This is a genomic window from Hamadaea flava (assembly GCF_024172085.1).
Lineage (GTDB): Bacteria > Actinomycetota > Actinomycetes > Mycobacteriales > Micromonosporaceae > Hamadaea > Hamadaea flava.
The window spans coordinates 6,723,032-6,745,833 of record NZ_JAMZDZ010000001.1; the positions used below are offsets into that span (position 1 = coordinate 6,723,032).

21 protein-coding genes are annotated in these 22,802 nt (G+C 69.7%); 9 read left to right on the top strand and 12 right to left on the bottom strand.

Annotated features, from left to right (window positions below; all coding sequences use genetic code 11):
* Nucleotides 1–53 precede the first annotated feature (53 nt).
* On the top strand, nucleotides 54–974 hold the full coding sequence (locus tag HDA40_RS31580; protein ID WP_253761451.1) for a GNAT family N-acetyltransferase: 921 nt from the start codon (nucleotides 54–56) through the stop codon (nucleotides 972–974).
* Here HDA40_RS31580 and HDA40_RS31585 read toward each other — a convergent pair.
* Together HDA40_RS31585 and glnA are read right to left on the bottom strand one after the other, a co-directional pair.
* Nucleotides 956–1,387: a hypothetical protein gene (locus tag HDA40_RS31585; RefSeq protein ID WP_253761452.1), complete on the bottom strand. Its 432-nt coding sequence runs from the start codon at nucleotides 1,385–1,387 to the stop codon at nucleotides 956–958. The genes HDA40_RS31580 and HDA40_RS31585 overlap by 19 nt on opposite strands.
* 75 nt (nucleotides 1,388–1,462) lie before the next feature.
* Nucleotides 1,463–2,896: a type I glutamate--ammonia ligase gene (gene glnA, locus HDA40_RS31590; RefSeq protein ID WP_253761453.1), complete on the bottom strand. Its 1,434-nt coding sequence runs from the start codon at nucleotides 2,894–2,896 to the stop codon at nucleotides 1,463–1,465.
* A 207-nt stretch (nucleotides 2,897–3,103) separates the two neighbouring features.
* Between glnA and HDA40_RS31595 the strand changes: the two genes are divergently transcribed.
* Both HDA40_RS31595 and HDA40_RS31600 read left to right on the top strand, forming a co-directional pair.
* Entirely contained in the window at nucleotides 3,104–3,469 is a 366-nt protein-coding gene (locus HDA40_RS31595; RefSeq protein WP_253761454.1) for an RDD family protein, read from the top strand.
* A 35-nt stretch (nucleotides 3,470–3,504) separates the two neighbouring features.
* Nucleotides 3,505–4,374, top strand: a complete 870-nt coding sequence (locus HDA40_RS31600; protein WP_253761455.1) for a DUF4190 domain-containing protein — start codon at nucleotides 3,505–3,507, stop codon at nucleotides 4,372–4,374.
* Between the two features lie 31 nt (nucleotides 4,375–4,405).
* Here the strand turns inward: HDA40_RS31600 and HDA40_RS31605 are convergent, their stop codons facing one another.
* Nucleotides 4,406–5,104: a DUF4191 domain-containing protein gene (locus tag HDA40_RS31605; RefSeq protein WP_253761456.1), complete on the bottom strand. Its 699-nt coding sequence runs from the start codon at nucleotides 5,102–5,104 to the stop codon at nucleotides 4,406–4,408.
* Nucleotides 5,105–5,124: 20 nt separating this feature from the next.
* On the bottom strand, nucleotides 5,125–6,057 hold the full coding sequence (lipA, locus tag HDA40_RS31610; RefSeq protein WP_253763874.1) for a lipoyl synthase: 933 nt from the start codon (nucleotides 6,055–6,057) through the stop codon (nucleotides 5,125–5,127).
* A 333-nt stretch (nucleotides 6,058–6,390) separates the two neighbouring features.
* Between lipA and aspS the strand changes: the two genes are divergently transcribed.
* The gene (gene aspS / locus HDA40_RS31615) at nucleotides 6,391–7,659 is read left to right on the top strand and encodes an aspartate--tRNA(Asn) ligase (protein WP_253761457.1); all 1,269 of its coding nucleotides are present in this window, start codon (nucleotides 6,391–6,393) and stop codon (nucleotides 7,657–7,659) included.
* A gap of 24 nt (nucleotides 7,660–7,683) precedes the next feature.
* Here aspS and lipB read toward each other — a convergent pair whose 3' ends face one another.
* Entirely contained in the window at nucleotides 7,684–8,358 is a 675-nt protein-coding gene (lipB, locus tag HDA40_RS31620) for a lipoyl(octanoyl) transferase LipB (RefSeq protein ID WP_308197787.1), read from the bottom strand.
* 59 nt (nucleotides 8,359–8,417) lie between these two features.
* Nucleotides 8,418–10,226 (bottom strand): DUF6311 domain-containing protein, encoded by a 1,809-nt coding sequence (locus HDA40_RS31625; protein WP_253761458.1) that lies wholly within the window; start codon nucleotides 10,224–10,226, stop codon nucleotides 8,418–8,420.
* A 102-nt stretch (nucleotides 10,227–10,328) separates the two neighbouring features.
* Between HDA40_RS31625 and HDA40_RS31630 the strand changes: the two genes are divergently transcribed.
* The 3 genes from HDA40_RS31630 to HDA40_RS31640 all read left to right on the top strand — a co-directional run bounded on the left by HDA40_RS31630 (nucleotide 10,329) and on the right by HDA40_RS31640 (nucleotide 13,027).
* Nucleotides 10,329–11,315, top strand: a complete 987-nt coding sequence (locus HDA40_RS31630) for an ATP-binding protein (protein WP_253761459.1) — start codon at nucleotides 10,329–10,331, stop codon at nucleotides 11,313–11,315.
* Nucleotides 11,305–11,700: an SCO5389 family protein gene (locus HDA40_RS31635; RefSeq protein ID WP_253761460.1), complete on the top strand. Its 396-nt coding sequence runs from the start codon at nucleotides 11,305–11,307 to the stop codon at nucleotides 11,698–11,700. The genes HDA40_RS31630 and HDA40_RS31635 overlap by 11 nt, the downstream gene beginning before the upstream one ends.
* Before the next feature lie 97 nt (nucleotides 11,701–11,797).
* Complete coding sequence (locus tag HDA40_RS31640; RefSeq protein ID WP_253761461.1) at nucleotides 11,798–13,027, top strand: extracellular catalytic domain type 1 short-chain-length polyhydroxyalkanoate depolymerase; 1,230 nt, start codon at nucleotides 11,798–11,800, stop codon at nucleotides 13,025–13,027.
* Nucleotides 13,028–13,095: 68 nt separating this feature from the next.
* On the opposite strand, the gene HDA40_RS31645 is transcribed toward HDA40_RS31640, so the two are convergent.
* The 4 genes from HDA40_RS31645 to lpdA all read right to left on the bottom strand — a co-directional run bounded on the left by HDA40_RS31645 (nucleotide 13,096) and on the right by lpdA (nucleotide 18,462).
* Nucleotides 13,096–14,217, bottom strand: coding sequence for a peptidoglycan recognition protein family protein (locus tag HDA40_RS31645; RefSeq protein ID WP_253761462.1), 1,122 nt, complete (start codon nucleotides 14,215–14,217; stop codon nucleotides 13,096–13,098).
* A gap of 100 nt (nucleotides 14,218–14,317) precedes the next feature.
* Nucleotides 14,318–15,193 carry a TIGR01777 family oxidoreductase gene (locus tag HDA40_RS31650; protein ID WP_253761463.1) on the bottom strand — a complete coding sequence of 292 codons (876 nt, stop codon included), beginning with the start codon at nucleotides 15,191–15,193 and terminating at the stop codon, nucleotides 14,318–14,320.
* Between the two features lie 57 nt (nucleotides 15,194–15,250).
* The gene (sucB, locus tag HDA40_RS31655) at nucleotides 15,251–17,035 is read right to left on the bottom strand and encodes a 2-oxoglutarate dehydrogenase, E2 component, dihydrolipoamide succinyltransferase (protein WP_253761464.1); all 1,785 of its coding nucleotides are present in this window, start codon (nucleotides 17,033–17,035) and stop codon (nucleotides 15,251–15,253) included.
* A 50-nt stretch (nucleotides 17,036–17,085) separates the two neighbouring features.
* The gene (gene lpdA / locus HDA40_RS31660) at nucleotides 17,086–18,462 is read right to left on the bottom strand and encodes a dihydrolipoyl dehydrogenase (RefSeq protein ID WP_253761465.1); all 1,377 of its coding nucleotides are present in this window, start codon (nucleotides 18,460–18,462) and stop codon (nucleotides 17,086–17,088) included.
* 237 nt (nucleotides 18,463–18,699) lie between these two features.
* Here lpdA and HDA40_RS31665 point away from each other — a divergent pair, with 237 nt between their 5' ends.
* Nucleotides 18,700–18,957 carry a hypothetical protein gene (locus HDA40_RS31665; RefSeq protein ID WP_253763876.1) on the top strand — a complete coding sequence of 86 codons (258 nt, stop codon included), beginning with the start codon at nucleotides 18,700–18,702 and terminating at the stop codon, nucleotides 18,955–18,957.
* A 26-nt stretch (nucleotides 18,958–18,983) separates the two neighbouring features.
* Here the strand turns inward: HDA40_RS31665 and HDA40_RS31670 are convergent, their stop codons facing one another.
* A complete protein-coding gene (locus tag HDA40_RS31670) occupies nucleotides 18,984–20,591 on the bottom strand; it encodes a leucyl aminopeptidase (protein ID WP_372503032.1) in 1,608 nt (535 codons plus the stop codon).
* Nucleotides 20,592–20,617: 26 nt separating this feature from the next.
* Between HDA40_RS31670 and gcvT the strand changes: the two genes are divergently transcribed.
* Nucleotides 20,618–21,751, top strand: a complete 1,134-nt coding sequence (gene gcvT, locus HDA40_RS31675) for a glycine cleavage system aminomethyltransferase GcvT (protein ID WP_253761467.1) — start codon at nucleotides 20,618–20,620, stop codon at nucleotides 21,749–21,751.
* Between the two features lie 69 nt (nucleotides 21,752–21,820).
* Here gcvT and HDA40_RS31680 read toward each other — a convergent pair whose 3' ends face one another.
* Nucleotides 21,821–22,801 (bottom strand): phosphotransferase family protein, encoded by a 981-nt coding sequence (locus tag HDA40_RS31680; RefSeq protein ID WP_253761468.1) that lies wholly within the window; start codon nucleotides 22,799–22,801, stop codon nucleotides 21,821–21,823.
* Nucleotide 22,802 lies beyond the last annotated feature (1 nt).

Below are 22,802 nucleotides of genomic sequence, written 5' to 3' on the forward strand. Positions count from 1 at the left end.
GGGCGGACCCGCTGGTCAGAAAAGGGGTTGCGGCCACTGGTAGACCTTCGGGTATGAGTGCACTCCTCCGTCCGGCCAATGGCGCCGCCGACGCGGCCGCGTTCAACACGCTGCGGCGGGTCGTCACCCCGTACCAGGTCTTCAGCGCCGAGCGGATCCTGCACTTCTGGGCGGTGACGCCGGAGCGGGCGTACGCGAAGGTGCTCGTCGCCGAGGTCGACGGCCAGATCGTGGCAGCCGGACGGGCCGGGTTCAACACCTGGACCTCCGAGCAGGGAGCGGCCTCGCTCTTCGTCATGGTCCACCCCGACCACCGCCGCCAAGGACTCGGCGCCCAGCTGTACGCCGTCCTCGAAGCCCACCTCGCCGAGCACGACGCACGCAAGATTCAGGTCTGGGGCACCGACGACGAGGACGTGGCCGGCTTCCTGGCGCGGCGAGGCTATGGGCGTACGGCGGAGCTGCGCTATTCCAAGCTCGACCTGACCGACGTCGCGAAGCTGCCGCCCGCGCCCGCCACCCCCGACGGAGTGGCCCTCGTGTCCGCCCGTGAGGCCGGCCCGGAGGCGCTCTACTCGGTCGACGCCGCGACAGTCGTCGACGAGCCGGGCGACACCGCGATGGACGCCGTCTCCTACGAAGACTGGTACGCCGAGATCTGGCAGAACCCTGCGACCGACCACGACGCCAGCGTCGTCGTCCTCGCCGACGGGGTCCCGGCCGCGTACACCCTGGTCGAGATGGACCGGGAAAGCGGCCGGATGTGGTCCGGCGGCACGGGGACGCTCCGGTCGCATCGCGGTCGCGGGCTGGCCAAGCTCGCCAAGTCCGACGCCGTGCGCCGCGCCGCAGCCGCGGGAGTGACGGCCGCGTACACCAGCAACGACGAGGTCAACCAGCCGATGCTGGCGGTCAACGAATGGCTCGGCTATCAGCCCTGCGCGGTCCAGTACTCCTACGTGCGTACGCTCTGAGCTTCCACCTGGGCCTGGAGGGTCCGGGGCTCGCCGAAGGCCGTGAGCTCCCGGGCGGTGTCGTCGATGAGGTGCGCGGAGGCGCGCCACCCGGAGATCGCCGTCCAATAGGTGTGGTCACCGCGACCGGCCCGGATTCCGACCGGCCACGGCCGACCGAAGCCGACCCGGAGGAGGAGCACGACCGGCAGGGCCGGGATCAATGCCAGCCACTCGCCGATCGTGAGCACGATCCCCAGCAGGATCGGGAGCACGAAGCTCAGGATCAGTCCCAGAACGCTCAGGATGAGCCCGAACAGGTCGTCACCGTCCAAGTCGACGTCGAAGTCGCCGTCGAACCAGTTGTGTGGACGCCACGGCAGCCAGCCACGGCCGACCCACCAGTCCGTTCCGCCTGGGGACGTCACACGCATGCGGCGAGCCTAGGCGGCGTACGCAAAAGGCCCCGGCGTTCAGCCGGGGCCTTCTGCGTGACTGCGACGTCGAATTTAGACGTCGAAGTAGAGCTGGAACTCGTGCGGCGTCGGGCGCAACCGGATCGGGTCGATCTCAGTGGAGCGCTTGTAGTCGATCCAGGTCTCGATGACGTCGCCGGTGAACACGCCGCCCGCCTGGAGGTACTCGTTGTCGGTCTCCAGGTTGGTCAGCACGTCGGCCAGCGAGCCGGGGACCTGCTGGACGCTCGCGGCCTCCTCCGGCGGGAGGTCGTAGAGGTCCTTGTCGATCGGTGCCGGCGGCTCGATCTTGTTCTTGATGCCGTCGAGGCCCGCCATCAGCATGGCCGAGAAGGCCAGGTACGGGTTGGACGACGGGTCGGGGCAGCGGAACTCGATGCGCTTGGCCTTCGCGTTCGTGCCGGTGACCGGGATACGCGTGCAGGCGGAGCGGTTGCGCTGCGAGTAGACCAGGTTGACCGGAGCCTCGTAGCCGGGCACCAGACGACGGTAGGAGTTCACCGACGGGTTGGTGAAGGCCAGCAGGGACGGCGCGTGGTGCAGCAGACCGCCGATGTACCAGCGGGCCAGGTCCGACAGGCCGCCGTAGCCGGTCTCGTCGTACATCAGGTTCTCGCCGCCGAGCCAGATGCTCTGGTGGGTGTGCATGCCGGAGCCGTTGTCGCCGAACAGCGGCTTGGGCATGAACGTCGCGGTCTTGCCGGCGTGCCAGGCGGTGTTCTTCACGACGTACTTGAACAGCTGCATCTGGTCGCCCGCCGCGAGCAGCGTGGCGAACCGGTAGTTGATCTCGGCCTGGCCGGCGGTGCCCACCTCGTGATGCGCACGCTCGACGGTGAAGCCGAGGTCCGCCAGGTTGGTGACCATCAGGTCACGCAGGTCGGCGTAGTGGTCGGTCGGCGCGACCGGGAAGTAGCCGCCCTTGTAGCCGGGCTTGTAGCCACGGTTCGCGCCGCCGTCGGCCTCGGCCGCCGCGCCGGTGTTCCACGCGCCCTCGATCGAGTCGATGTGGTAGAACGCCTGGTTGGCCTGGGTCGAGTAGCGGATCGAGTCGAAGATGTAGAACTCCGCCTCGGCGCCGAAATAGGCCGTGTCCGCGAAGCCGCTGCCCGCCAGGTAGGCCTCGGCCTTCTTGGCGATGTTGCGCGGGTCCCGGGAGTACGCCTCACGAGTGAACGGGTCGTGGATGAAGAAGTTCAGCGCGAGGGTCTTCTGGATCCGGAACGGGTCGATGAAGGCCGTCGTCACGTCGGGCAGGAGCAGCATGTCCGACTCATGGATGGCCTGGAAGCCGCGGATCGACGATCCGTCGAAGGCGAGACCTTCGGTGAAGGCGCTCTCGTCGAAGGATTCCACCGGAACGGTGAAGAACTGCATCACGCCGGGCAGGTCACAGAAACGGACGTCAACGAACTTGACGTCCTCGTCCTTGAGGTACCGAAGGAGTTCCTCGGGGTTGGCGAACAACACGTCCTCCTGGCAATGGCTCTAGATCGGTGCGCTCGCGGTCACTGGTCAAGGCGTTCGTCGACTTGCGCAGGTGGCCGTTGGCTGGTCGCGACGGTACGGAGGCGGCGTTGCCCAGCCGTGTCGGCTTTGTTTCGGCCGTGTTACATGGCACGTGCGCTGCGCCACCGTGCGTTCACCAAAGCCTAGGCGAGTACGCTGACGTCCGTGACCGAGACCTCGCAAGAAGCCGTTCCGACGCTCTTCCGCCGGTTCGTGGCGCTCTTCGTCGACTGGCTGCTGTGCTTGCTGGTCTCCGGCTTCTTCGTGCCCGATCTGCGTACCGCCACCTGGGAACCGGTCGCGGTGCTCATCCTGGAGTACGCCTTCTTCCTCGGCCTGTTCGGCCAGACCCCGGGCATGCGGCTGGCCCGCATCCGGTGCGTCAGCATCGACGGCGGTACGCGGATCGGCGTACCCCGGGCGGCGCTGCGGGGCCTGCTGCTGGCTCTCGTCGTCCCCGCGCTGATCATGGATCCTGAGCGCCGGGGCGTCCACGACCGTCTCGCCCGCAGTGTGATAACGCCTGCCTGAGCGGGCAGAGATCGAAGCCGTTAGGCTGCGATCTTGTGACATACCCCCCTCAGCCCCAAAATCCTCAGAATCCGCCACCCTACGGTCAGCCCCCGCAGCCGTACGGCGCGCCGCAGCCCCAGCCGCAGTACGAGCAGCCCCAATACGGGCAGCCCCAATACGGGCAGCCCCAATACGGGCAGCCCCAATACGGGCAGCCCCAATACGGGCAGCCTCAGCCGCAGTATGGGCAGCCTCAGTACGGCGCGCCGGGGCAACAGTTCCCGCCGCCCGGTTCGCAATGGGAGCCGCAGACCCCGCCGCCGTCGGGCACCAACGGCTTCGCCGTGGCGTCGCTGATCTTCGGCATCCTCGGCGGCATCCTGTTCGCCGTCATCTTCGGCTTCGTCGCCCTCAGTCAGATCAAGAAGCGCAACCAGAAGGGCCGGGGCATGGCGATCGCCGGTCTCGTGCTCTCCGTGGTGTGGCTGCTGGCCTGCGGCGCGGGCGTCGCGATCAGCGCGCTGAACCAGCCCGACCGGGACGCCGACGGCACGGTGACCGAGGAGGGCACGGTCAGCTCGGTCGAGCTGAAGCTCGGCGACTGCCTCAAGAAGCTGCCCGCCGAGGGCGTCGTGAAGGCCGTCGACGTGGTGCCCTGCTCGCAGGCGCACGGCGCCGAGGTGTACGCCGTGTTCAACCTGAGCGGCTCGACCTACCCGGGCAGCGACACCGTGATCAAGCAGTCCGAGGATGGCTGCACGGAGCGGGTCGACGCGCTGAGCGCCGAGGCGCAGAAGGACGACACCCTGGAGGTCTACTACCTCTACCCGCACACGTCGCTGGTCTGGAACAGCGGCGACCACTCGGTCTCGTGCCTGGTGGGCAGCGAGACCAAGCAGTACACCGGAAGCCTGCGGAAATAACCCGCGGTGGACTGTCCGCCGGTACCTACGGTCAGCGGCCACGCATCTGGCGCATGGCGCCCTTCGGGGGGCGGAACTCCTTCGGGAGTCCGCCCTTCGGCATCTGGGGCCGCGCCGTGAGCGCCGTCAGCGCCCGGTCCAAGGAGTTGATCTCCTTGCCGGAGAGGTTCTTCGGCAGCCGCAGCACGTGCGTACGCAGCTTGCGGATGGAGACCTGGCCCTCGTCGTTGCCGATGATGATGTCGTAGAGCGGGGTCTGGCCGATGACCTTGCCCAGCCGCCGCTTCTGCTCACCGAGCATCGGCTTGACCCGCTGCGGCTCGCCCTCGCCGATGAGCACCACGCCGGCCGGGCCGAGCACCAGGTGCACGAAGTCGTTGTTCACGGTGAACGCGAGCGGCTGCTCCTTGGTACGCCAGTTGCCGCGCAGCGACGACAGGATCTGGGTGGCCGCGCCGGGCTGGCCCTCGATCGCGTTCATCATCGCCGTGTTGCTGCGCAGATTGAGCACGACCAGGACGGCGAGGAGCGTCACGAGGACGCCCATGGGGATCCAGATCCAGCTGCTCGTCAGACCGACGACGAGCACCGTCACGGCGATCGGAATGAGCACGGCGGCCACCACAAGCGGAACGAACCATTTGTCCTGCTTTGCGGTGAACTTGAACACCATGCCGATCTGCTTCAGCCGTCCGCCGAAGGAGACCTTTTCCTCTGAGGGTTTCGCCATGACCTGAAGTCTAATCAGCTTCAGGCGGCGGCGAGCTTGCGGGCGTCCAGCGCCTGGCGGTAGAGCCGGCCGGCGCGGTACGACGAGCGCACCAGCGGCCCGGACATGACCCCGGCGAAGCCGATCTCCTCGGCCTCGGCCTTCAGCTCGATGAACTCCTCCGGCTTCACCCAGCGGTCGATCGGGTGGTGCCGCGGCGTCGGGCGCAGGTACTGGGTGATCGTGATCAGCTCGCAGCCGGCCTCGTGGAGGTCGCGCAGCGCCTGGGAGACCTCGGCGCGCTCCTCGCCCATGCCCAGGATCAGGTTGGACTTGGTGACCAGGCCGGCCTCACGGGCCCGGGTGATCACGTCGAGCGACCGCTCGTAGCGGAACGCCGGGCGGATGCGCTTGAAGATCCGGGGGACCGTCTCCAGGTTGTGTGCCAGCACCTCGGGCCGGCTGCCGAAGACCTCGGCCAGCTGGGCCGGCTCGGCGTTGAAGTCGGGGATCAGCAACTCGACACCGCACCCCGGGACGAGCGCGTGGATCTGTCGGACCGTCTCGGCGTACAGCCAGGCGCCGCCGTCGGGCAGGTCGTCGCGGGCGACACCGGTCACGGTGGCGTACTTGAGCTCCATCGAGGCGACCGACTCGGCCACCCGTCGCGGCTCGTCGGCGTCGAACTCGGCCGGCTTGCCGGTGTCGATCTGGCAGAAGTCACAGCGCCGGGTGCACTGGTCGCCGCCGATGAGGAAGGTCGCCTCCCGGTCCTCCCAGCACTCGTAGATGTTGGGACAGCCGGCTTCCTGGCAGACGGTGTGCAGCCCTTCGCGCTGGACGAGGCCGCGCAGCTGGGTGAACTCGGGGCCCATCTTCGCTTTGACCTTGATCCAGTCGGGCTTGCGCTCGATCGGGGTCTCGGCGTTTCGGGCCTCGATACGCAGCATGCGCCGGCCCTCGGGAGCAACCATGGTCACGAGGCAAAGACTACGCTCACTGGCCGCCCCCGGGCAGTCGAGGTAAGCACCGCCACAACCCGGTTGCGGCGTCTCTTCCCTCACGTTTACCCTGTTCGGCAACAGCGACGACGGGCCGAGTCACCGGTTGACGCCCGGGTGGACCGGTTCTGAGCTGCGGGGAAGAGGGCGCGTCAGCGCCGGTAGACCCCCGCCGGGATGATCTCCGTCAATCTGATCGAGAGGCCGCTCACCCCGAGCGGCGAAGGTGTGGTGGTACCGCGAGGCTTCCCGCTCGCCCGCACCTCCCTGGGGATCGCGTTGCGATTGATCGAGGAGGTTCACACCATGCAACGCATCCTGTCCGCTGAACTCGCCCGGCACGTCGGCGAGCAAGTGACGATCGCCGGCTGGATTCACCGCCGCCGAATGCTCAAGTCCGTCGCCTTCCTCATCCTCCGGGACCGCTCCGGGTTCGCCCAGGTCGTGACGACCTCGGCCGAGCTGGAGGCGCTCAGCGAGGAGACGGTGGTCCGCGTGACCGGCACCGTGACCGCGAACGAGGTCGCCCCCGGTGGAGTCGAACTCACCGGCCCGACCATCGAGGTGCTGTCCGACGAGGTCGAGGCCCTGCCGGTCGAGCTGTTCCGACCCAGCCTCACCGTGACCCTGCCGACACTGCTCGACCACGCGCCGCTGACGCTGCGGCATCCGGCCCGGCGCCCGTTGTTCGACCTGCGGGCGGCCGTGATCCGCGGCTTCCGGTCGACCCTCGACGGGCTCGGCTTCACCGAGGTGCACAGCCCGAAGATCGTCGGCATCGCCACCGAGTCCGGCTCGAACGTGTTCGAGCTGGACTACTTCGGGCGCAAGGCGTACCTGGCGCAGTCTCCGCAGCTCTACAAGCAGACGCTGGTCGGGGTGTTCGAACGGGTCTACGAGATCGGCCAGGCGTTCCGGGCCGAGCCGAGCGACACCGCTCGTCACCTGGCCGAATACGTCTCGCTCGACGCCGAACTGGGCTTCATCGAGAACCAGCGCGACGTCATGGCGGTGCTGCGCGACGTGGTCGCCGGGATGATCGCCGAGGCCAAGGCAGTGCCGTCGGTCGCCGGAGCCGGGTTCGACCTGCCGGAGGTTCCGGCGGAGATCCCGATCCTGCACTTCAGCGAGGCGCTGAAGATCGCGGGCGCGTCGCCGGACGAGGAGGACCTCGCCCCGGCGCACGAGCGGGCGGTCGGGGAGTGGGGTCTGCGTGAGCACGGTTCGGACTTCGTCTACGTCGAGGGCTATCCGACGCTGAAACGCGCCTTCTACACGCATCCGGAACCGGGCCGGGAACCCTACTCGCGGGCGTTCGACCTGATCTTCCGGGGCATCGAGATGGTCTCCGGCAGCCAGCGCCTGCACCGGTACGCCGACTATGTCTCGACGCTGACCGAACGCGGTGCGCAGCTCGGCCCGTATGAGTCGTTCCTGGAGGTCTTCAAGCTCGGGATGCCGCCGCACGGCGGGTTCGCGATCGGGCTGGAACGGTTCGTCGCGCAGCTGACCGGGATCGCCAACATCCGCGAGGTGACCTACTTCCCCCGCGACCTCCACCGGGTCACGCCCTGAGCCGGGCCTTCCCCTGCTGCGGGCCTACTCCTGCAGCAGGGGGAGGTTGCGCTCGACGAGCGGCAGCACCTCGGCGACGGTCACGTCCCGGCCCAGTTCCTGGCTGAGCGAGGTGACCCCGGCGTCGCGGATGCCGCACGCCACGATGCGGTCGTACCAGCTCATGTCGGGGTCGCAGTTGAGCGAGAAGCCGTGCTGCGTCACCGAGCGGGCGACCCGGATGCCGATGGCGGCGATCTTCCGGTCCGGGCCGCGGTGGTCTTCGCGTACCCAGACGCCGGAGCGGCCCTTGACCCGCTCGGTCGCCACGCCGAGGTCGGCGCAGACGGCGATCAGCATGCGCTCGACCCGCCGCACGTACGCCACGACGTCCATCGCGTGCCCACCGGGAACCCCGGCGAGCCGCATGATCGGGTAGCCGACGATCTGACCCGGTCCGTGCCAGGTGATCTGGCCGCCGCGGTCGACGTCGATCACCGGCGTCCCGTCGAACGGCCGCTCCCACGGCTGCGTACGCTTCCCGGCCGTGTAGACCGGCGGATGCTCCAGCAGCAGCACGGTGTCGGGTCGGGTGCCCTCGACCACCTTCTGGTGCAGCTCGCGCTGCAAGTCCCAGGCCGCCAGGTATTCGAGCTCGCCGAGCCACTGGACCGCGATGGCGGACGGGCCGGCGACGGTGGACGGTTCAGTCGTCGTCACGCTCCCAGCGTAGGCCGACGCGGACCCAGCGCTAGCCGCTGTGCCACGGCTCACGGCGGTCAGACCTGCCAGAGCCAGACGTCGTCGACTCGCTGCGGCTCGCCGAGCAGCCGCTTCATGACCTCCAACAGGGCGGGCTGATGCGTCTCCCAGTGCGCGCCCTGGACGTCGTCGGCGAGGACGACCGCCTCGGCGCCCCAGTACTTCAGGTCCGCCCGGAAGCGGGTGCGCTCGGAGTCGGTGATCGGCGGGGCGTATCCGGTCTTCGTCACGTCTTCGAGCAGGGTCTGGGCGTACGTGGGGACGGGGCCGATGCGTCCGGTGCCGTCGGGGCCGCCCGGCCCGAGGAAGAAGCCGGCCGGGATGCGGAAGACCGGGCCCCGGTCACCGGCCGACCGGGCGAGCGCGTCGGCCTGCCAGCGCTGACCGTCCGGCACGAGGTCGTTGGCGATCGGCACCGAGACCAGCACACCGCGGTCGCTCACATATCGCTCCCATGCGCCGGAGCTGATGAAGTGCGGCACCGGCGGCCGTTCGCGTACCAACAGGGGAGTGGGAACGAGCGGCAGCAGAGCCGCGACCAGCCCCGCGACCCAGACCCACCGCGGGCCTGGCACCACCCGGAGACGGCTCACCAGCAGCGCGAGCAGCGCGCCGACGACCGGTGAGACGACCAGGGCCAGCCGCGACGGCAGCGCCGCGTTGAACACCGGCAGCTTCACGAGCAGCGCGGCCGGCATCGGAACCGGGGTCAGCGAGCCCCACCAGCGCAGTTGCGGGCCAAGGGAGAGCACCGCGAAGACCACTCCGGTGACCGCGAGCGCCCGCACGATCGCACGGTCGGACACTCGGCGCAGCACCAGGTACGCGGCGATGCTGAGCAGCAGCAACGGCAGCCCGAAGAAGGAGTTCTCCTCGGTCGGGTTGGGCGCCAGGTTCAGGTTGAGTCCGAGCGCGCCGGCCAGCGATCGGACCGGCCACGTCCCGTACGCCGCCAGGTCCTCACTGTGGATCTTGGCGTCGAAGCCGGTGCCGTGGAAGCCGTAGGGGCCGGCGAAGTGCAGCCACAGCGGATACGCGAGCAGTACGCCGGACACCCCGGCGGCGACGGCCAGCCCCTTCAGCACCGGCGCGGCCATCGAGCGCACCTGCGCCCGTTCGGTGACGGCCCAGACGGCGACGAAGATCACCCCGGCGAGCGCCGCGAAGAAGAGCTGCTCGGCCGCGATCGAGAAGCAGGCCGCGATGAGCAGCCCGAGGATGATCCCGTCCCGGATCCAGCGCCGGTTCCGGCCCAGCCGTACGACCGTGCCGATCATGAGCGGCACCAGCCATTGCGCGGTCCAGTTGAGGTGGGCGTTCGCATGGGAGACCAGGGCCGGGGCGAAGCCGCAGAAGATGCCCCCGACAGCCGCGCCCGCCGCTGAGAGCTTGCTTGAAGCGCCAGGAGTGCGGTCAGTGGTCGTGCTGGGCAGATAGCGGCGGAACAGCCAGAACCAGCAGTACGCCGTCGCGGCGAGGTTCAGCGTCAGGATCACGGTGAAGGCGACGGCCGGGCCGAGCCAGATCGTCAGCGGCGCGAAGACCACCGCGTACGCCGTGATCGAGGTGTTGACCGCGAGGTTGACCCCGTCGGGAGCGTTGAGCCAGGTCGTCAGCAGCGGGTTCTCCCCGTGCGTGAGCGCATGCGCGCCGAGGCCCAGCAGCCACTCGAACAGCGCCTGGTCGCCGGAGTTGACGCCGATCGCCCGATGCGTCGGGCCCGCCCACAGCCCGCTCGTCAGGTAGACCGCCAGGGCCAGCGAGATCACCGCGACGGCGAGGTCAGGCTTCCTCGACAGTCGCGTCTGCGAAGGGGGCGGTGCCATAGCGGGAGGGTTCTCGACCTGCGTACGCGCCACCGGAGAACTTTAGCAATGACCGGAGTGTCGCCCTCGACAGGCTAAATGAAAACGACTACCACTATCAGTATGAAGACGGCATTCGTCGGCAAAGGCGGGTCGGGCAAGACCACGCTGGCCGCACTCTTCTCCCGGCATCTGGCCCAGCGCGGCAGTCCGCTGCTGGCCGTGGACGCCGACATCAACCAACACCTGGCGGCCGCTTTGGGCGCGCCCGAAGACGAGGCGGTCATGCTGCCCGCCCTCGGCGACCAGCTCCCGGCGATCAAGGAATACCTGCGCGGGACGAACCCGCGGATCTCCTCGGCGGCGGCCATGGTCAAGACGACGCCACCGGGGACGGGCTCCCGGCTGATCACGATCACCGGCGACAACCCGATCTACGACGCCGCCGTACGCGAGGTCGGCGGCGTCCGCCTCGCGGTCACCGGACCGTTCGCGACCGAGGACCTCGGCGTCGCCTGCTACCACTCGAAGGTCGGCGCGGTCGAACTGCTCCTCAACCACCTGGTCGACGGCCCAGGGGAGTACGCCGTGGTGGACATGACGGCCGGCGCGGACAGTTTCGCCTCCGGCCTGTTCACCCGATTCGACGCCACCTTCCTCGTCTGCGAGCCCACCGTACGCAGCGTCGGCGTCTACCGGCAGTACGTCGGCTACGCCCGCGAGTTCGGCGTCCGCGTGCACGTGGTCGGCAACAAGGTCGACGACGACTCCGACGTGGACTTCCTGCGGGAGCACGTCGGCGACGACCTGCTGACCTCGTTCAGGCGGTCGGCGTACGTGAAGGCGGCCGAACGGGGCGTCGCCCGGCCGCTCGCCGAGCTGGAACCGGCCAACGCCGCCGCGCTCGACCGGCTCCGGACCGCCCTCGACGGCTGCGTCCAGGACTGGGCCCGCTACACCGCCCAGGCCGTCGAGTTCCACCTGCGCAACGCCCAAGCCTGGGGCAACGCCAAGACCGGCGAAGACCTCGGCGCGCAGATCGATCCCACCTTCGTGCTCGGGCCGCAGGCGCTCGAGCCTTTCGGAAAGGAAGTACGCAATGTCCCTTGATGTGCCGACCGCGTTGCTGGAGCGAGCCGAGGCCGGTGCGGTCGACGACGCCGAGTTCGTCGACTGTGTCCGTCAATCCCTCCCGTATGCCTGGTCCGTCGTGAGCGCCGCCGCCGAAGACCTCGCGGCCGACCCGGATGCCGAATTCGGCCGGCACGAAGTCCCGCCGCCGAGCGAGGCCGAGCGTGGCCAGCTGCTGCGCGCCCTGGCCAGTGACGCGATCCGTGGCGGCCTCGGCCGCCACTTCGGCGTCACGTTCGCCTTCCAGAACTGCCATCGGGTAGCGGCGTTCCGGCCCTCGGCCGTCGGCGGCGCGACCTACCAAGCCTTCATCTCGCCGCGCGGCCAACTGCTGAACCAGTCGCCCGCTCTCCGCGACTGCTGACCCGGGACGGCGGGGCGGTTCGCGCCATAACTCGGTGCATCGAAATGTGTCGCCACACCATGTCGGGGGTGGGGTGAATCTCCCCATCCTGACGGGCATGAACCGTCCCCTGTCCGCCCTCGTGGCGGCGGCCGCCGGAGTCCTCGCCGCGGCCGCCCTCCTCGCCGCGCCCGCCCGCGCGGCCTCGCTGACTCAGGTCAGCAGCTTCGGGAGCAATCCCGGCAGCCTGGCCATGTACAGCTACCAGCCGGACAACCTGGCGTCCGGCGCCGCCCTGGTCGTCCTCCTGCATGGCTGTACGCAGGACGCCACCGGCTACTTCACCAATTCCGGCTGGCGCAAGTACGCCGACCAGGCCGGGTTCGCGTTGGTGTTGCCCCAGCAGAGCAGCTCGAACAACTCCTCCAAGTGTTTCAACTGGTTCCAGTCCGGCGACATCACCCGGGGTTCCGGGGAGGCCGCCTCGATCCGCAGCATGATCGCGTACGCCGTCTCGAACTATGGGGTCAGCGCCTCGCGGGTCTACGTCACCGGGCTGTCCGCCGGTGGGGCGATGAGCGCGGTCATGCTGGCCGCGTACCCGGACGTCTTCGCGGCGGGCTCGATCGTCGCGGGGCTGCCGTACGGCTGTGCCACCTCCCTGACCGAAGCCACGACCTGCCAGTACAGCCCGCCGACCAAGACCGCCCAGCAATGGGGCGATCTCGCTCGTGCCGGGTACTCCGGCTACTCCGGGCCGTACCCCCGGGTGGCGATCTGGCACGGCACCTCGGACACGACGGTGCAGCCGAAGAACGCCACGAACTCGCGGGACCAGTGGACGAACGTCCGCGGCGTCTCGCAGACGGCCACGTCGACGTCCACCTTGACCGGTGGCACCACACTGTCGGTCTACGGCTCCGACGACGTACGCCTCTATCAGATCAGCGGGATGGCCCATGGGCTGCCGGTCGACCCCGGCAGCGGCAGCGACCAATGCGGTTCGACGGCGGCGTACTTCCTGGACTACATCTGCTCGGCGTACTACGACGCGGTGTTCTTCGGGCTGCTCTCGGGCTCGTCGCCGTCCCCGACCGCCACGCCGACTGCCACTGCTTCGGCCTCACCCTCGCCGTCGGCGTCCGTGTCGCCGACTCCGTCCGCTTCCTCGGGCCCCTGCTACACCGCGAGCAACTACGCCCACACCGTGGCCGGGCGCGCGCACCAGACACTCGGGTACGCGTACGCGAACGGGTCCAACGACTACCTCGGACTGTGGAACACGTACGCCACGACGTCCCTGCGCCAGACCGGCACCAACTACTACGTCCTCGTCTCCGCCTGCTGACCCTGTGGCTGGCCCTGTGGCTGGCCCTGTGGCGGGCCCGCCAAGGCGGGCCCGCCACAGGGTTGGGGCTAGTGGAGGGTGCCTTGGAACTCGTCCTTGACGATGCCGCCGGCCACCGCGCACCACGTGGACAGGTCGACCTTGCCGTTGGCGGGCAGCCCGTGCAGCCGCTGCATCTCCTGGACGGCCTTCATCGTGTCGTGGTCGTACGCCCCGGTCACGGCGACCTGGTAGCCCTTGTTCGCCAGGACGAACTGCAGCCCGGCGACGTGCTCGCCGACCGCGTCCTTGTCGACGTCGACCGCCAGCGTCTCCCAGGTCGGGTCGGAGACGGTGCCGTCGCTCTCCACCGTGATGCCGTGCTTGCCCTGCCAGTCCTGGACCGCCGCGAGCAGGCCCGCGTCGAAGGTGCCGTTCGTGGTGAGCGTCGTGTAGCCCTGGTTGCGCAGCAGGTACTTGGTCAGCACCACGGTCTGCCCGGCCGAGCTGGTGAAGATGTCGGGCCAGGTCCGCTCCGGCACCTCCGACAGCGGCGTGCCGATCGCGACGGCCACCCGGCGCCGCAGCTCCGGGAAGAGCCGGTAGAACGCGATGCCGGGGCACTGCGTGCTGTTCCAGTCCCAGTGCCCGAACATGTTGTGCGCGTGGATCTTGTACTGCGTGCAGATCGTCGCCGACAGCTTCACCAGCGAGTCGAGCAGCGCCTCCGGCGGCGTCTCGTCGATGTAGGTGCCCTCGTTCTCGATGCCGATGCTCTGGGTGTTCTCACCCACGCAGTGCGCCGAGGTGACCTGGGCCTGGCCGGACTTCAGACCTTCGAAGCTGCGGTGCCGTCCTTCGAGGACGTACCCGCCGCGGCTGATGGTGAAGTGCTGACCGGTGTCGGACCAGCCGTTCTTGTCCATGTGCAGGTTCTGGCAGGACTTCGCGAGCGCCAGGGCGTGCTCCCGCGAGTAGTCGGTGACGTTCGGGAACGCCATGTGGTGAATGACGATCTTCCGGGTGGTCCCGGTACGCATGACCAGCGAGCCCGAGGGCGGCCGGGCGCCCCACGAGTCGCAGTCGATGATGAAGTCGAACGCGTCGTCGTCGGCGAACGCCGCGGTCGCCGCGGTGAGCGGGAGCAGCGCGCCCGCGCCCGCGACCAGGCCGCCCTTGAACAGGGAACGGCGGCTGGGGGTAAGTGCCATGGACGTTTCCTTCGGGGGAGGGGGCTCGTGAATGATTCACGAAGGTGATCAAGTCGCAGAATATTCTTAACACCCCGTCGGCACCAGACCCCCGAGTGGATCAATCGTGCAGCGCTGCGGTCAGCCCCTCCCGGATCGTCCGGTGCTCGAAGTCGAAACCGGTACGCCGCAACGCTTCCGGCACCATCCGGGTGCTCTTGAACGCCTCGTTCGCGAATTCGCCGACGAGGAGGCGTACGCCGAACTCCGGGATCGGCATGATCGTCGGCCGATGCAGCAGCCCACCCAGCGTGGTGGTGAACTCGGCGTTGGTGGCGGCCTCAGGCCCGGCCAGGTTCACCGGCCCGGCCAACTCCTGGGTCGCGATGATGTGGCCGATCGCGCGCAGCCAGTCCGTCCGCGAGATCCAGGGCAGCCACTGCCGGCCGCTGCCGAGCTTGCCGCCGACGCCGAGTTTGAAGGCCAGCAGCAACGGTTTCAGCAGACCGCCACTGCGGTGTAACGGAAGACCCGTACGCAGAATCGCGACGCGCGCCGGGGCAGCCGTCATCGCGGCGCCCTCCCAGTCCACGCTGAGATCGGCGAGGAAGTCGCCGGTGACCGTGGCCGAGTCGTCGGTGAGCACCTCGTCGCCGCGATCCCCGTACGCCGCCACGCCGGAGGCGTTGACCAGCAGCGGGACGTCCTGCTCCCGGACGGCCGTGGCAAGCGTGGTCGTCGGCACGATCCGGCTGCTGTAGATCAGCTCCTTGTACGCCGTCGACCACCGGTGGTCGCCGACACCCGCGCCGCAGAGGTTCACCACCGCACCCGTCTCGTCCGGGAGGCGTATCGGCTTGGTCGGGTCCCATCGCACTTGACCTGGCCGCTCGGGCTCTCGGCGTACCAGTTGAGTGACCTGATGACCCGCGGACCGCAAGTGCGCGATCAGCGGCTGGCCCAGGAAGCCCGAGGCCCCCGCGACGACGATCCTCATGAGACCAAGCTATAGAAAAGCCCCCGGCCGTAGTGGCCGGGGGCTGATCAGCGTGCGTCAGAGGCCGAGATCGGCTTCGAAGTTGCCCGCCTCCAGGCGCTCCTTGACCGTCGTCAGGTAGCGGGCCGCGTCGGCGCCGTCCACCAGCCGGTGGTCGTAGGAGAGGGCCAGGTAGACCATGTAGCGCGGGACGATCAGCTCGCCCAGGTCCGGGTCGTCGACGACGACCGCACGCTTGACCACCGAACCGGTGCCGAGGATGGCGACCTGCGGCTGGTTGATGATCGGCGTGTCGAACAGCGCGCCCCGGCTGCCGGTGTTGGTCAGCGTGAACGTGCCGCCCGAGATCTCGTCCGGGGTGAGCTTCTTGCTCCGGGTGCGCTCGGCGATGTCGCCGATGCGCTTGGCGAGCCCGGCCAGGTTGAGGTCACCCGCGTTGTGGATCACCGGCACCATGAGGCCATCCGGGGTGTCGACCGCCATGCCCAGGTGCTCGACGTCGAAGTAGGTGACCGTGCCGGCCTCCACGTCGACCTTCGCGTTGACCGACGGGTGCTGGCGCAGGGCCTCCACCGCGGCGAGCGCGAAGAACGGCAGGAAGGACAGCTTCACGCCGTGCCGGGCGAGGAAGTCCTTCTTGGCCTGCTCGCGGAGCTTGGCGACCTTGGTCACGTCGACCTCGACCACCGTGGTGAGCTGCGCCGAGACCTGCAGCGACTCGACCATGCGCTTGGCGATGACCTGGCGCATGCGGGTCAGCTTCTCGGTACGCCCCCGCAGCGGGCTCGGCTCGGCCTTCGGCTGCGCCTTCGCCGGGGCAGCCGCCGGAGCGCTCGCGGCCGGAGCCGCCGGAGCCTTGGCCTTCGCCGCCGCGTCCAGGACGTCCTGCTTGCGGATGCGGCCACCGACCCCGGTGCCGTTCAGGCTGCCCAGGTTGACGCCGTGCTCGGCGGCGAGCTTGCGGACCAGCGGGGTCACGTAGCCACCGGCGTCGCCGTTGACCTGCGTCCCAGCCGTGGGCCGGCCGTTCGCCGCGGGCTGGGCCGGCACCAGAGCCGCCGGAGCGGGCTGGGCCGGAGCGGGCTTCGGCGCCTCGGCCACCGGCTGCGGGGCCGGGGCGGCGGGCTTCGGGGCTTCCGCCACCGGCTGCGGGGCCGGGGCGGCCGGCTGTGTCGGAGCGGGAGCCGGGGCCGCGGGTGCGGGAGCGCCGCCGGCCGCACCGACGAGCGCGAGCACCGCGCCGACCGGAGCGGTCTCGTCCTCGGCGACCTTGATCTCCAGCAGCGTCCCGGCGACGGGCGACGGGATCTCCGTGTCGACCTTGTCCGTCGAGACCTCCAGCAGCGGCTCGTCGACCTCGACCGCGTCGCCGACGCTCTTCAGCCAGCGAGTGACCGTGCCCTCGGTGACGCTCTCGCCAAGCGCCGGGAGGGTCACCGGGGTGCCCTCGCCGCCACCCTGCGGAGCGGCCTGCGCGGCCGGCTGGGCCGGCTCCGGCTGAGCCGCGGGCGCGGCGGGCTGCTGCGGCGCGGGAGCCTCAGCAGCGGGCGCGGCGGCCGCCGGCTGCGCGGCCGGAGCGTCCTGCTGCGGCGCGGCCGCCTCCCCCTCGTCGGAGATGACGGCGAGCACCGCGCCGACCTCGGCGGTCTCATCCTCCGCCACCAGGATCTGCGTCACGACACCGGCGCTGGGCGACGGGATCTCCGTGTCCACCTTGTCGGTCGAGACCTCCAGCAGGGGTTCGTCGACCTCGACTCGGTCACCGACGCTCTTAAGCCACCGGGTGACCGTGCCCTCCGTGACGCTTTCCCCCAGTGCGGGAAGCGTGACCGATACCGGCATGAGTCCAGACTCCTCGTTATTCGATCTTCTCTGTGACGATCGTAGACAGCTCAGTTGTGGGCGTGCAGCGGCTTCCCGGCAAGAGCCAGGTGCGCTTCGCCGAGCGCCTCGTTCTGGCTGGGGTGCGCGTGGATCAGCTGCGCGACCTCGGCCGGGAACGCCTCCCAGTTGACGATGAGGGAAGCCTCGCCGACCTGCTCGCTCATCCGAGCGCCGATCATGTGCACGCCGACCACCGGGCCGTCCTTGACCCGGACGAGCTTCACGAAGCCCTGCGTACCGAGGATCTTGCTCTTGCCGTTGCCCGCGAGGTTGTAGTTGTAGGTCGCGACGTTGTCGGCGCCGTGCTTCTCCTTGGCCTGCGCCTCGGTGATGCCGACGGAGGCGATCTCCGGGTCGCAGTAGGTCGCGCGGGGGATGCCCGACTCGACGATCGCGACCGGGTTGAGGCCCGCGATCTCCTCGGCGACGAAGATGCCCTGGAGGAAGCCACGGTGCGCCAGCTGCAGGCCGGGGACGATGTCGCCGACCGCGAAGACGTTGGGGAGGTTGGTGCGCAGCCGGTCGTCGGTGAGGACGAACCCGCGCTCCATGCGTACGCCCTGCTCCTCGTAGCCGGTGTTCGCGGTGGCCGGGCCCCGGCCGACGGCGACCAGCAGCAGCTCGGCCTCCAGCGTCTCGCCCCCGGCGATGGTGACCTTCACGCCACCGTCGGTCTTCTCGACCTTCTCGAACGGCTTGCCGGTCTTGAACGCGATGCCGCGCTTGCGGAACGACCGCTCGAGCTGCTTGGAGATGTCCTCGTCCTCGGCGGCGACCAGGCGGGGCAGCGCCTCCACGATGGTCACGTCGGCGCCGAAGGACTTCCAGGCGCTGGCGAACTCGACGCCGATGACGCCGCCGCCGAGCACGATCGCGCTGGCCGGGACGCGGTCCATGGTCAGGGCGTGCTCGCTGGCGATCACGCGCTCGCCGTCCAGCTCCAGGCCGGGCAGCGTCTTCGAGTAGGAACCGGTGGCGAGCACGACGTGCCGGCCGGTGTAGCGCTGCCCGTTCACCTCGACAGTGTCGGCCGAGACGAGCTTGCCGGTGCCCTCGACGTAGGTCACCTTGGCGGCCTTGACGAGGCCCTGCAGACCCTTGTAGAGCCCGGCGACCACGCCGTCCTTGTACGCGTTGACGCCGCTCATGTCGACGCCGATCAGCTCGGCCTTCACGCCGAACGCGGCGGCCTCCCGAGTCTGGTCGGCGACCTCGCCGGCGTGCAGCAGCGCCTTCGTCGGAATGCATCCGCGGTGCAGGCAGGTGCCGCCCAGCTTGTCCTTCTCGATCAGGGCGACGCTCAGGCCCAGCTGAGCCGCGCGCAAAGCGGTCGCGTAACCACCGCTGCCGCCGCCGAGAATCACCACATCGAACGTGTCGCTCACGTCATCTCCCACCGAGTGCTTCGCTGCCGGCCGGGCGGCCCTTCGTGAGAGCACACCCCACGCCGGTCATCTTGTCACTCGGCGGCCCACCCCGCGCACAGAGGTGCCCAAGGACACGTTACCCCCGCGTACTCTGGGAACCTCTTCGACAACGGATGAGGAGCGTCAGTGGGATGGCTTCGGCGGCTTCTCGACGGCGACCAGACGCCTTCGGGGAGCACCACCCGGCAGCAGCCGGTGGATTTGTCGCACCTTGAGTGGTTTGCCCGGAACAAGTATGGCGTCGAGGCGTACATCGAGCCGCAGACGACGGTGACCCAGACCACGGTCATCCTCATCGCCCACGATGGAGAGTGGACCCGGCGGCGAATCGGCTCGCCGCAGGTCGCGTGGCGGTGGGGCCGGTCGCTGAACATCCCCGTCTACGACGTCCACCTCACCGGCTACCCGCAACGGATGCGCGACTACAACGCCCGGCAGCGCCAGGCGTCGTAGTCGCGGGCTCGCTTCGTCGGCGGGCGTCAGCCGTTGGCGGCGATGTCGTCCACGACGGACAGCAGCGTCCGCAGCGGCACCGCGGTGCCGCCCTTGGTGAGGTATCCGTTGGTGTCGCCGGAGAAAGACGGGCCCGCGATGTCGATGTGCGCCCAGTCGACGCCGTCGGCGACGAACTCGCGCAGGAAGATCCCGCCCTGCAGCATGTGCCCGGATCGCTCCATGCCGGCGCTGACCTGCAGGATGTCGGCGATCTCAGACTCCATCGTCTTGCGGATGTCGTCCGGCAGCGGCATCGCCCAGGAGGCCTCGCCGACGGAGTCGCCGGCCGCCTTGATCCGGGCGGTGAGCGACTCGGTGCCCATCAGGCCGGAGACACGCTTGCCGAGCGCGACGACCTGGCCGCCGGTCAGCGTCGAAGTCTCCAGCAGGTAGTCCGGGCCCTCCTCGCAGGCGCGCGCGATGGCGTCGCCCAGGATCATCCGGCCCTCGGCGTCGGTGTTGAGCACCTCGACCCGCTTGCCGCCGCGCATCGTGACGACGTCACCCGGCCGGTACGCCGAACCGGAGACCATGTTCTCCGCGATCGGGATGTAGGCGGTGACCTGGACGGCCGGGCGCAGGGCGGCGATGGCGACCATCGCGCTCGACACCGCGGCGGCGCCCGCCATGTCGCTCTTCATCTCCCACATGCCCTGACCGGGCTTGATCGAGACACCGCCGGTGTCGAACGTGATGCCCTTGCCGACGAGGGCCACCTTCACCGGGTCGGCGACCCCCTCGGGCCGGTACGCGATGCGTACCAGGCGGGGTTCGGCGTCCGAGCCCTGGCCGACGGCGAGGATGCCGCCGTAGCCGCCCTCGATCAGCGCGGCCTCGTCGAGCACCTCGACCTCGAGCCCGGCGTCCTTGGCCACGGCGGCGATCTGCTCGGCCAGCACCGGCGGGCGCAGCTGGTTGGCGGGCGTGTTCACCCAGTCGCGGGCGCGATAGACGGCGGCGGCCACGATCGCGGCCCGGTCCAGCTCGGCCTGGGCCGCCTCGTCCTTCGCGTCCGGCACCAGGACGGAGATCGCGTCCACCGGGTCCTTCCGCAGCGGCTGCGGCTTCGCCTTGTAACCAGCGAACTTGTACGCCCCCAGCTGTGCGCCCTCGACGACGGCGCGCAGGGACGGCGTGTGCGAGACCGAGTCGTCGTCCGACAGCGGCAGCGCGAACGCGACGGCGGTCGTCCCGGCCAGCGCGCGGGTGGCGTTGCCGGCGGCGCGCCGCAGGGTCTCCGCGGCCGGGGCGGCGCCGGTCGGCTCCGGGCCCAGCCCGACGGCGACCACGATCGGGGCGGTGATGGCGCCCAACGTGGCCAGCTTGGTGATCTCCCCGGCGGAGCCGGTCGCTCCGAGCAGGCTCAGCGTGGCGCTCAGCCGGCCGTCGAACGCCGCCGCGACGCTCTGCGCGCCCGAGGCCAGCAGGAGGTCACGGGACTCGGCGTCCTCGCCTGGGCTGTGGACGCCGATCACGACAGCGTCCACGGCCAGCTCAGCGGGATCGGTGTCGAACAAGCTCAGTGCGATAGAGGTGGTCACCCGGGTTCTCCGAATCACAGATAGATCCTGACCCTGCGACTCTAACCACATCAGGGGCACCGGGTAAGTTCGTCCCCATGTCTGACGTGACCAGCGCCGCTCACCAGCCTCTTCTCCGGTCGCCCGCACATGATCGTCACGTGGCGCTGGGCGCCAAGTTCGCCCCCTTCGGGGGCTGGGAGATGCCCCTCGAGTACGCCGGGGGCGGCGTGCTCAAGGAGCATGCCGCGGTCCGGGAGGCCGTCGGCGTGTTCGACGTGTCGCACCTGGGCAAGGCCCGGATCGCCGGACCGGGCGCGGCGGCGTTCGTCAACGCGTGCCTGACCAACGACCTCGACCGCATCAAGCCGGGCAAGGCGCAGTACACGTTGTGCTGCGACAACCTGACCGGCGGCGTCGTCGACGACATCATCGCGTACCTGTTCGCCGAGGATCACGTCTTCCTGATCCCGAACGCGGCGAACACCGCCGAGGTCGTCCGCCGGTTCACCGCCGCCGCGCCGGCCGGGGTGACCGTCACCAACGAGCACCCGGACCACGCCGTCTTCGCCGTCCAGGGGCCGAAGTCGGCCGAGCTGCTGGCCGCGCTGGGCCTGCCGACCGAGCACGACTACATGAGCTTCGAGCTGGCCACGCTCGCCGTCGGGGACGAGCCCGTCGAGTTGACCGTGTGCCGCACCGGATACACCGGCGAGCACGGCTACGAGCTGGTCGTCCCGGCCGCCCGGGCCGCCGAGGTGTGGGACGCCCTCTTCGGTACGCCGATCGAGGCCCGCGCCTGCGGTCTGGCCGCCCGGGACACCCTGCGGACCGAGATGGGCTACCCGCTGCACGGTCAGGACCTCTCGCCGGAGATCAGCCCGGTCGAGGGCCGCGCCGGGTGGGCGGTCGGCTGGAACAAGCCGGCCTTCTGGGGCCGGGACGTGCTGCTGGCCGAGAAGGACTCCGGCTCGGTGCGTACGCTCCGGGGCCTGGTGGCCAACGATCGGGGCATCCCGCGCCCGCACATGAGCGTCTACGTCGGCGACGACATCGTCGGCGAGATCACCAGCGGCACCTTCTCGCCCACCCGCAAGGTCGGCATCGCGCTCGCGCTCATCGACACCGCCGCCGGCCTGGTCGACGGCGACACCGTGGAGGTCGACATCCGGGGTCGCCGGTCGTCCATGACGCTGACCCGGCCGCCCTTCGTGACCCCCTCGGTCCGCTAGTTCTCCTTGCAGATCAGGGATACGCAGCCTTCCGGAGACCCCGGAAGCCTGCGTATCCCTGATCTGCGTCTAAAGGGAAGCCAGCCGGTCGAGGTCGGCCGCCAGGTTGGGTCGGACCCAGCTGAGCACCCGCTGCTCCTCGTCCGGCGGATAGAGCCGGACCGCGAGTTCGACCACGAGGATCAGCCACAAGTAGACCCGGTACAGGCACAGCCGCAGCTGCTCGTCGTCGGTCAGCGGCCGGCCGAGCCAGCCGTCGACGACCGCCGCCGCCTCCTCCGGCCCGCAGAACGTGATCAGCGAGACGAGTTCCAGGATCGGGTCGGCGTACAGCGCGCGCTCCCCGTCGATGATGCCCTCGATCGCCCATCCGCCCGCTTCGCGGCGGACGAAGATGTTGCCGTCCCACAGATCGAAGTGCACCAGCGCCGGCTCGGTCACCGCGTCCAGCACGGCCGCGTTCCGTTCGATCAAGGCCCGCACCTCGCTCACCGGCCGCGTCAGGTCCCGCTCGAACTCCTCCGCGTCGGCCAGGATGTCCGCGATGATCGCCAGGAACGCCTCCCGCCAGCTCGCCGATCTGGTACGCCCATCGCGGCGCGGATAACCGAAAAGCTCTCCGCGTACGCGATTGAGCCGCGCGCAGAGTTCGCCGATGTGCCGCCGGACCTGCTGGATCTCCTCGGCGCTCATCTCCTCCTTGGCCTTGGAGAAGAGGTTCCCGCCGAGCCGCTCCATGATCATGAAGCCGACGTCGGGGTCGGCGTGCCAGAGCCGGGGGAGCGGCACGCCCGCCGTCGCGGCCTTCTCGTAGAACTCGATCTCGGTCCGCATCAGGTCCACTTCGTACCGCAGCTGCCGCAGGGTCGGATCGGGGGCGACCTTGAGCACGACCTGCCGCCCGTCGGCGAGCGTCACCCCGTGCACGGCGGCGTAGAAGCCCTCGGTGAACTCCGAATGCGCGACGACTTCGGCGTCCGGCCCGAGTCCGGCCCGGATGAACTGCCGGATGTCGTCCGGCGTCAGCTTGCGCTTCGTGACGCTCTCCATG

Coding starts and splice junctions, on each gene's coding strand:
- HDA40_RS31580 (WP_253761451.1), top strand. CDS start 54: ATGAGTGCACTCCTCCGTCCGGCCAATGGCGCCGCCGACGCGGCCGCG.
- HDA40_RS31585 (WP_253761452.1), bottom strand. CDS start 1,387: ATGCGTGTGACGTCCCCAGGCGGAACGGACTGGTGGGTCGGCCGTGGC.
- HDA40_RS31605 (WP_253761456.1), bottom strand. CDS start 5,104: ATGGCGAAACCCTCAGAGGAAAAGGTCTCCTTCGGCGGACGGCTGAAG.
- lipA (WP_253763874.1), bottom strand. CDS start 6,057: ATGGTTGCTCCCGAGGGCCGGCGCATGCTGCGTATCGAGGCCCGAAAC.
- aspS (WP_253761457.1), top strand. CDS start 6,391: ATGCAACGCATCCTGTCCGCTGAACTCGCCCGGCACGTCGGCGAGCAA.
- HDA40_RS31625 (WP_253761458.1), bottom strand. CDS start 10,226: ATGGCACCGCCCCCTTCGCAGACGCGACTGTCGAGGAAGCCTGACCTC.
- HDA40_RS31630 (WP_253761459.1), top strand. CDS start 10,329: ATGAAGACGGCATTCGTCGGCAAAGGCGGGTCGGGCAAGACCACGCTG.
- HDA40_RS31635 (WP_253761460.1), top strand. CDS start 11,305: ATGTCCCTTGATGTGCCGACCGCGTTGCTGGAGCGAGCCGAGGCCGGT.
- HDA40_RS31640 (WP_253761461.1), top strand. CDS start 11,798: ATGAACCGTCCCCTGTCCGCCCTCGTGGCGGCGGCCGCCGGAGTCCTC.
- HDA40_RS31645 (WP_253761462.1), bottom strand. CDS start 14,217: ATGGCACTTACCCCCAGCCGCCGTTCCCTGTTCAAGGGCGGCCTGGTC.
- HDA40_RS31650 (WP_253761463.1), bottom strand. CDS start 15,193: ATGAGGATCGTCGTCGCGGGGGCCTCGGGCTTCCTGGGCCAGCCGCTG.
- sucB (WP_253761464.1), bottom strand. CDS start 17,035: ATGCCGGTATCGGTCACGCTTCCCGCACTGGGGGAAAGCGTCACGGAG.
- HDA40_RS31670 (WP_372503032.1), bottom strand. CDS start 20,591: ATGTGGTTAGAGTCGCAGGGTCAGGATCTATCTGTGATTCGGAGAACC.
- gcvT (WP_253761467.1), top strand. CDS start 20,618: ATGTCTGACGTGACCAGCGCCGCTCACCAGCCTCTTCTCCGGTCGCCC.
- HDA40_RS31680 (WP_253761468.1), bottom strand. CDS start 22,801: ATGGAGAGCGTCACGAAGCGCAAGCTGACGCCGGACGACATCCGGCAG.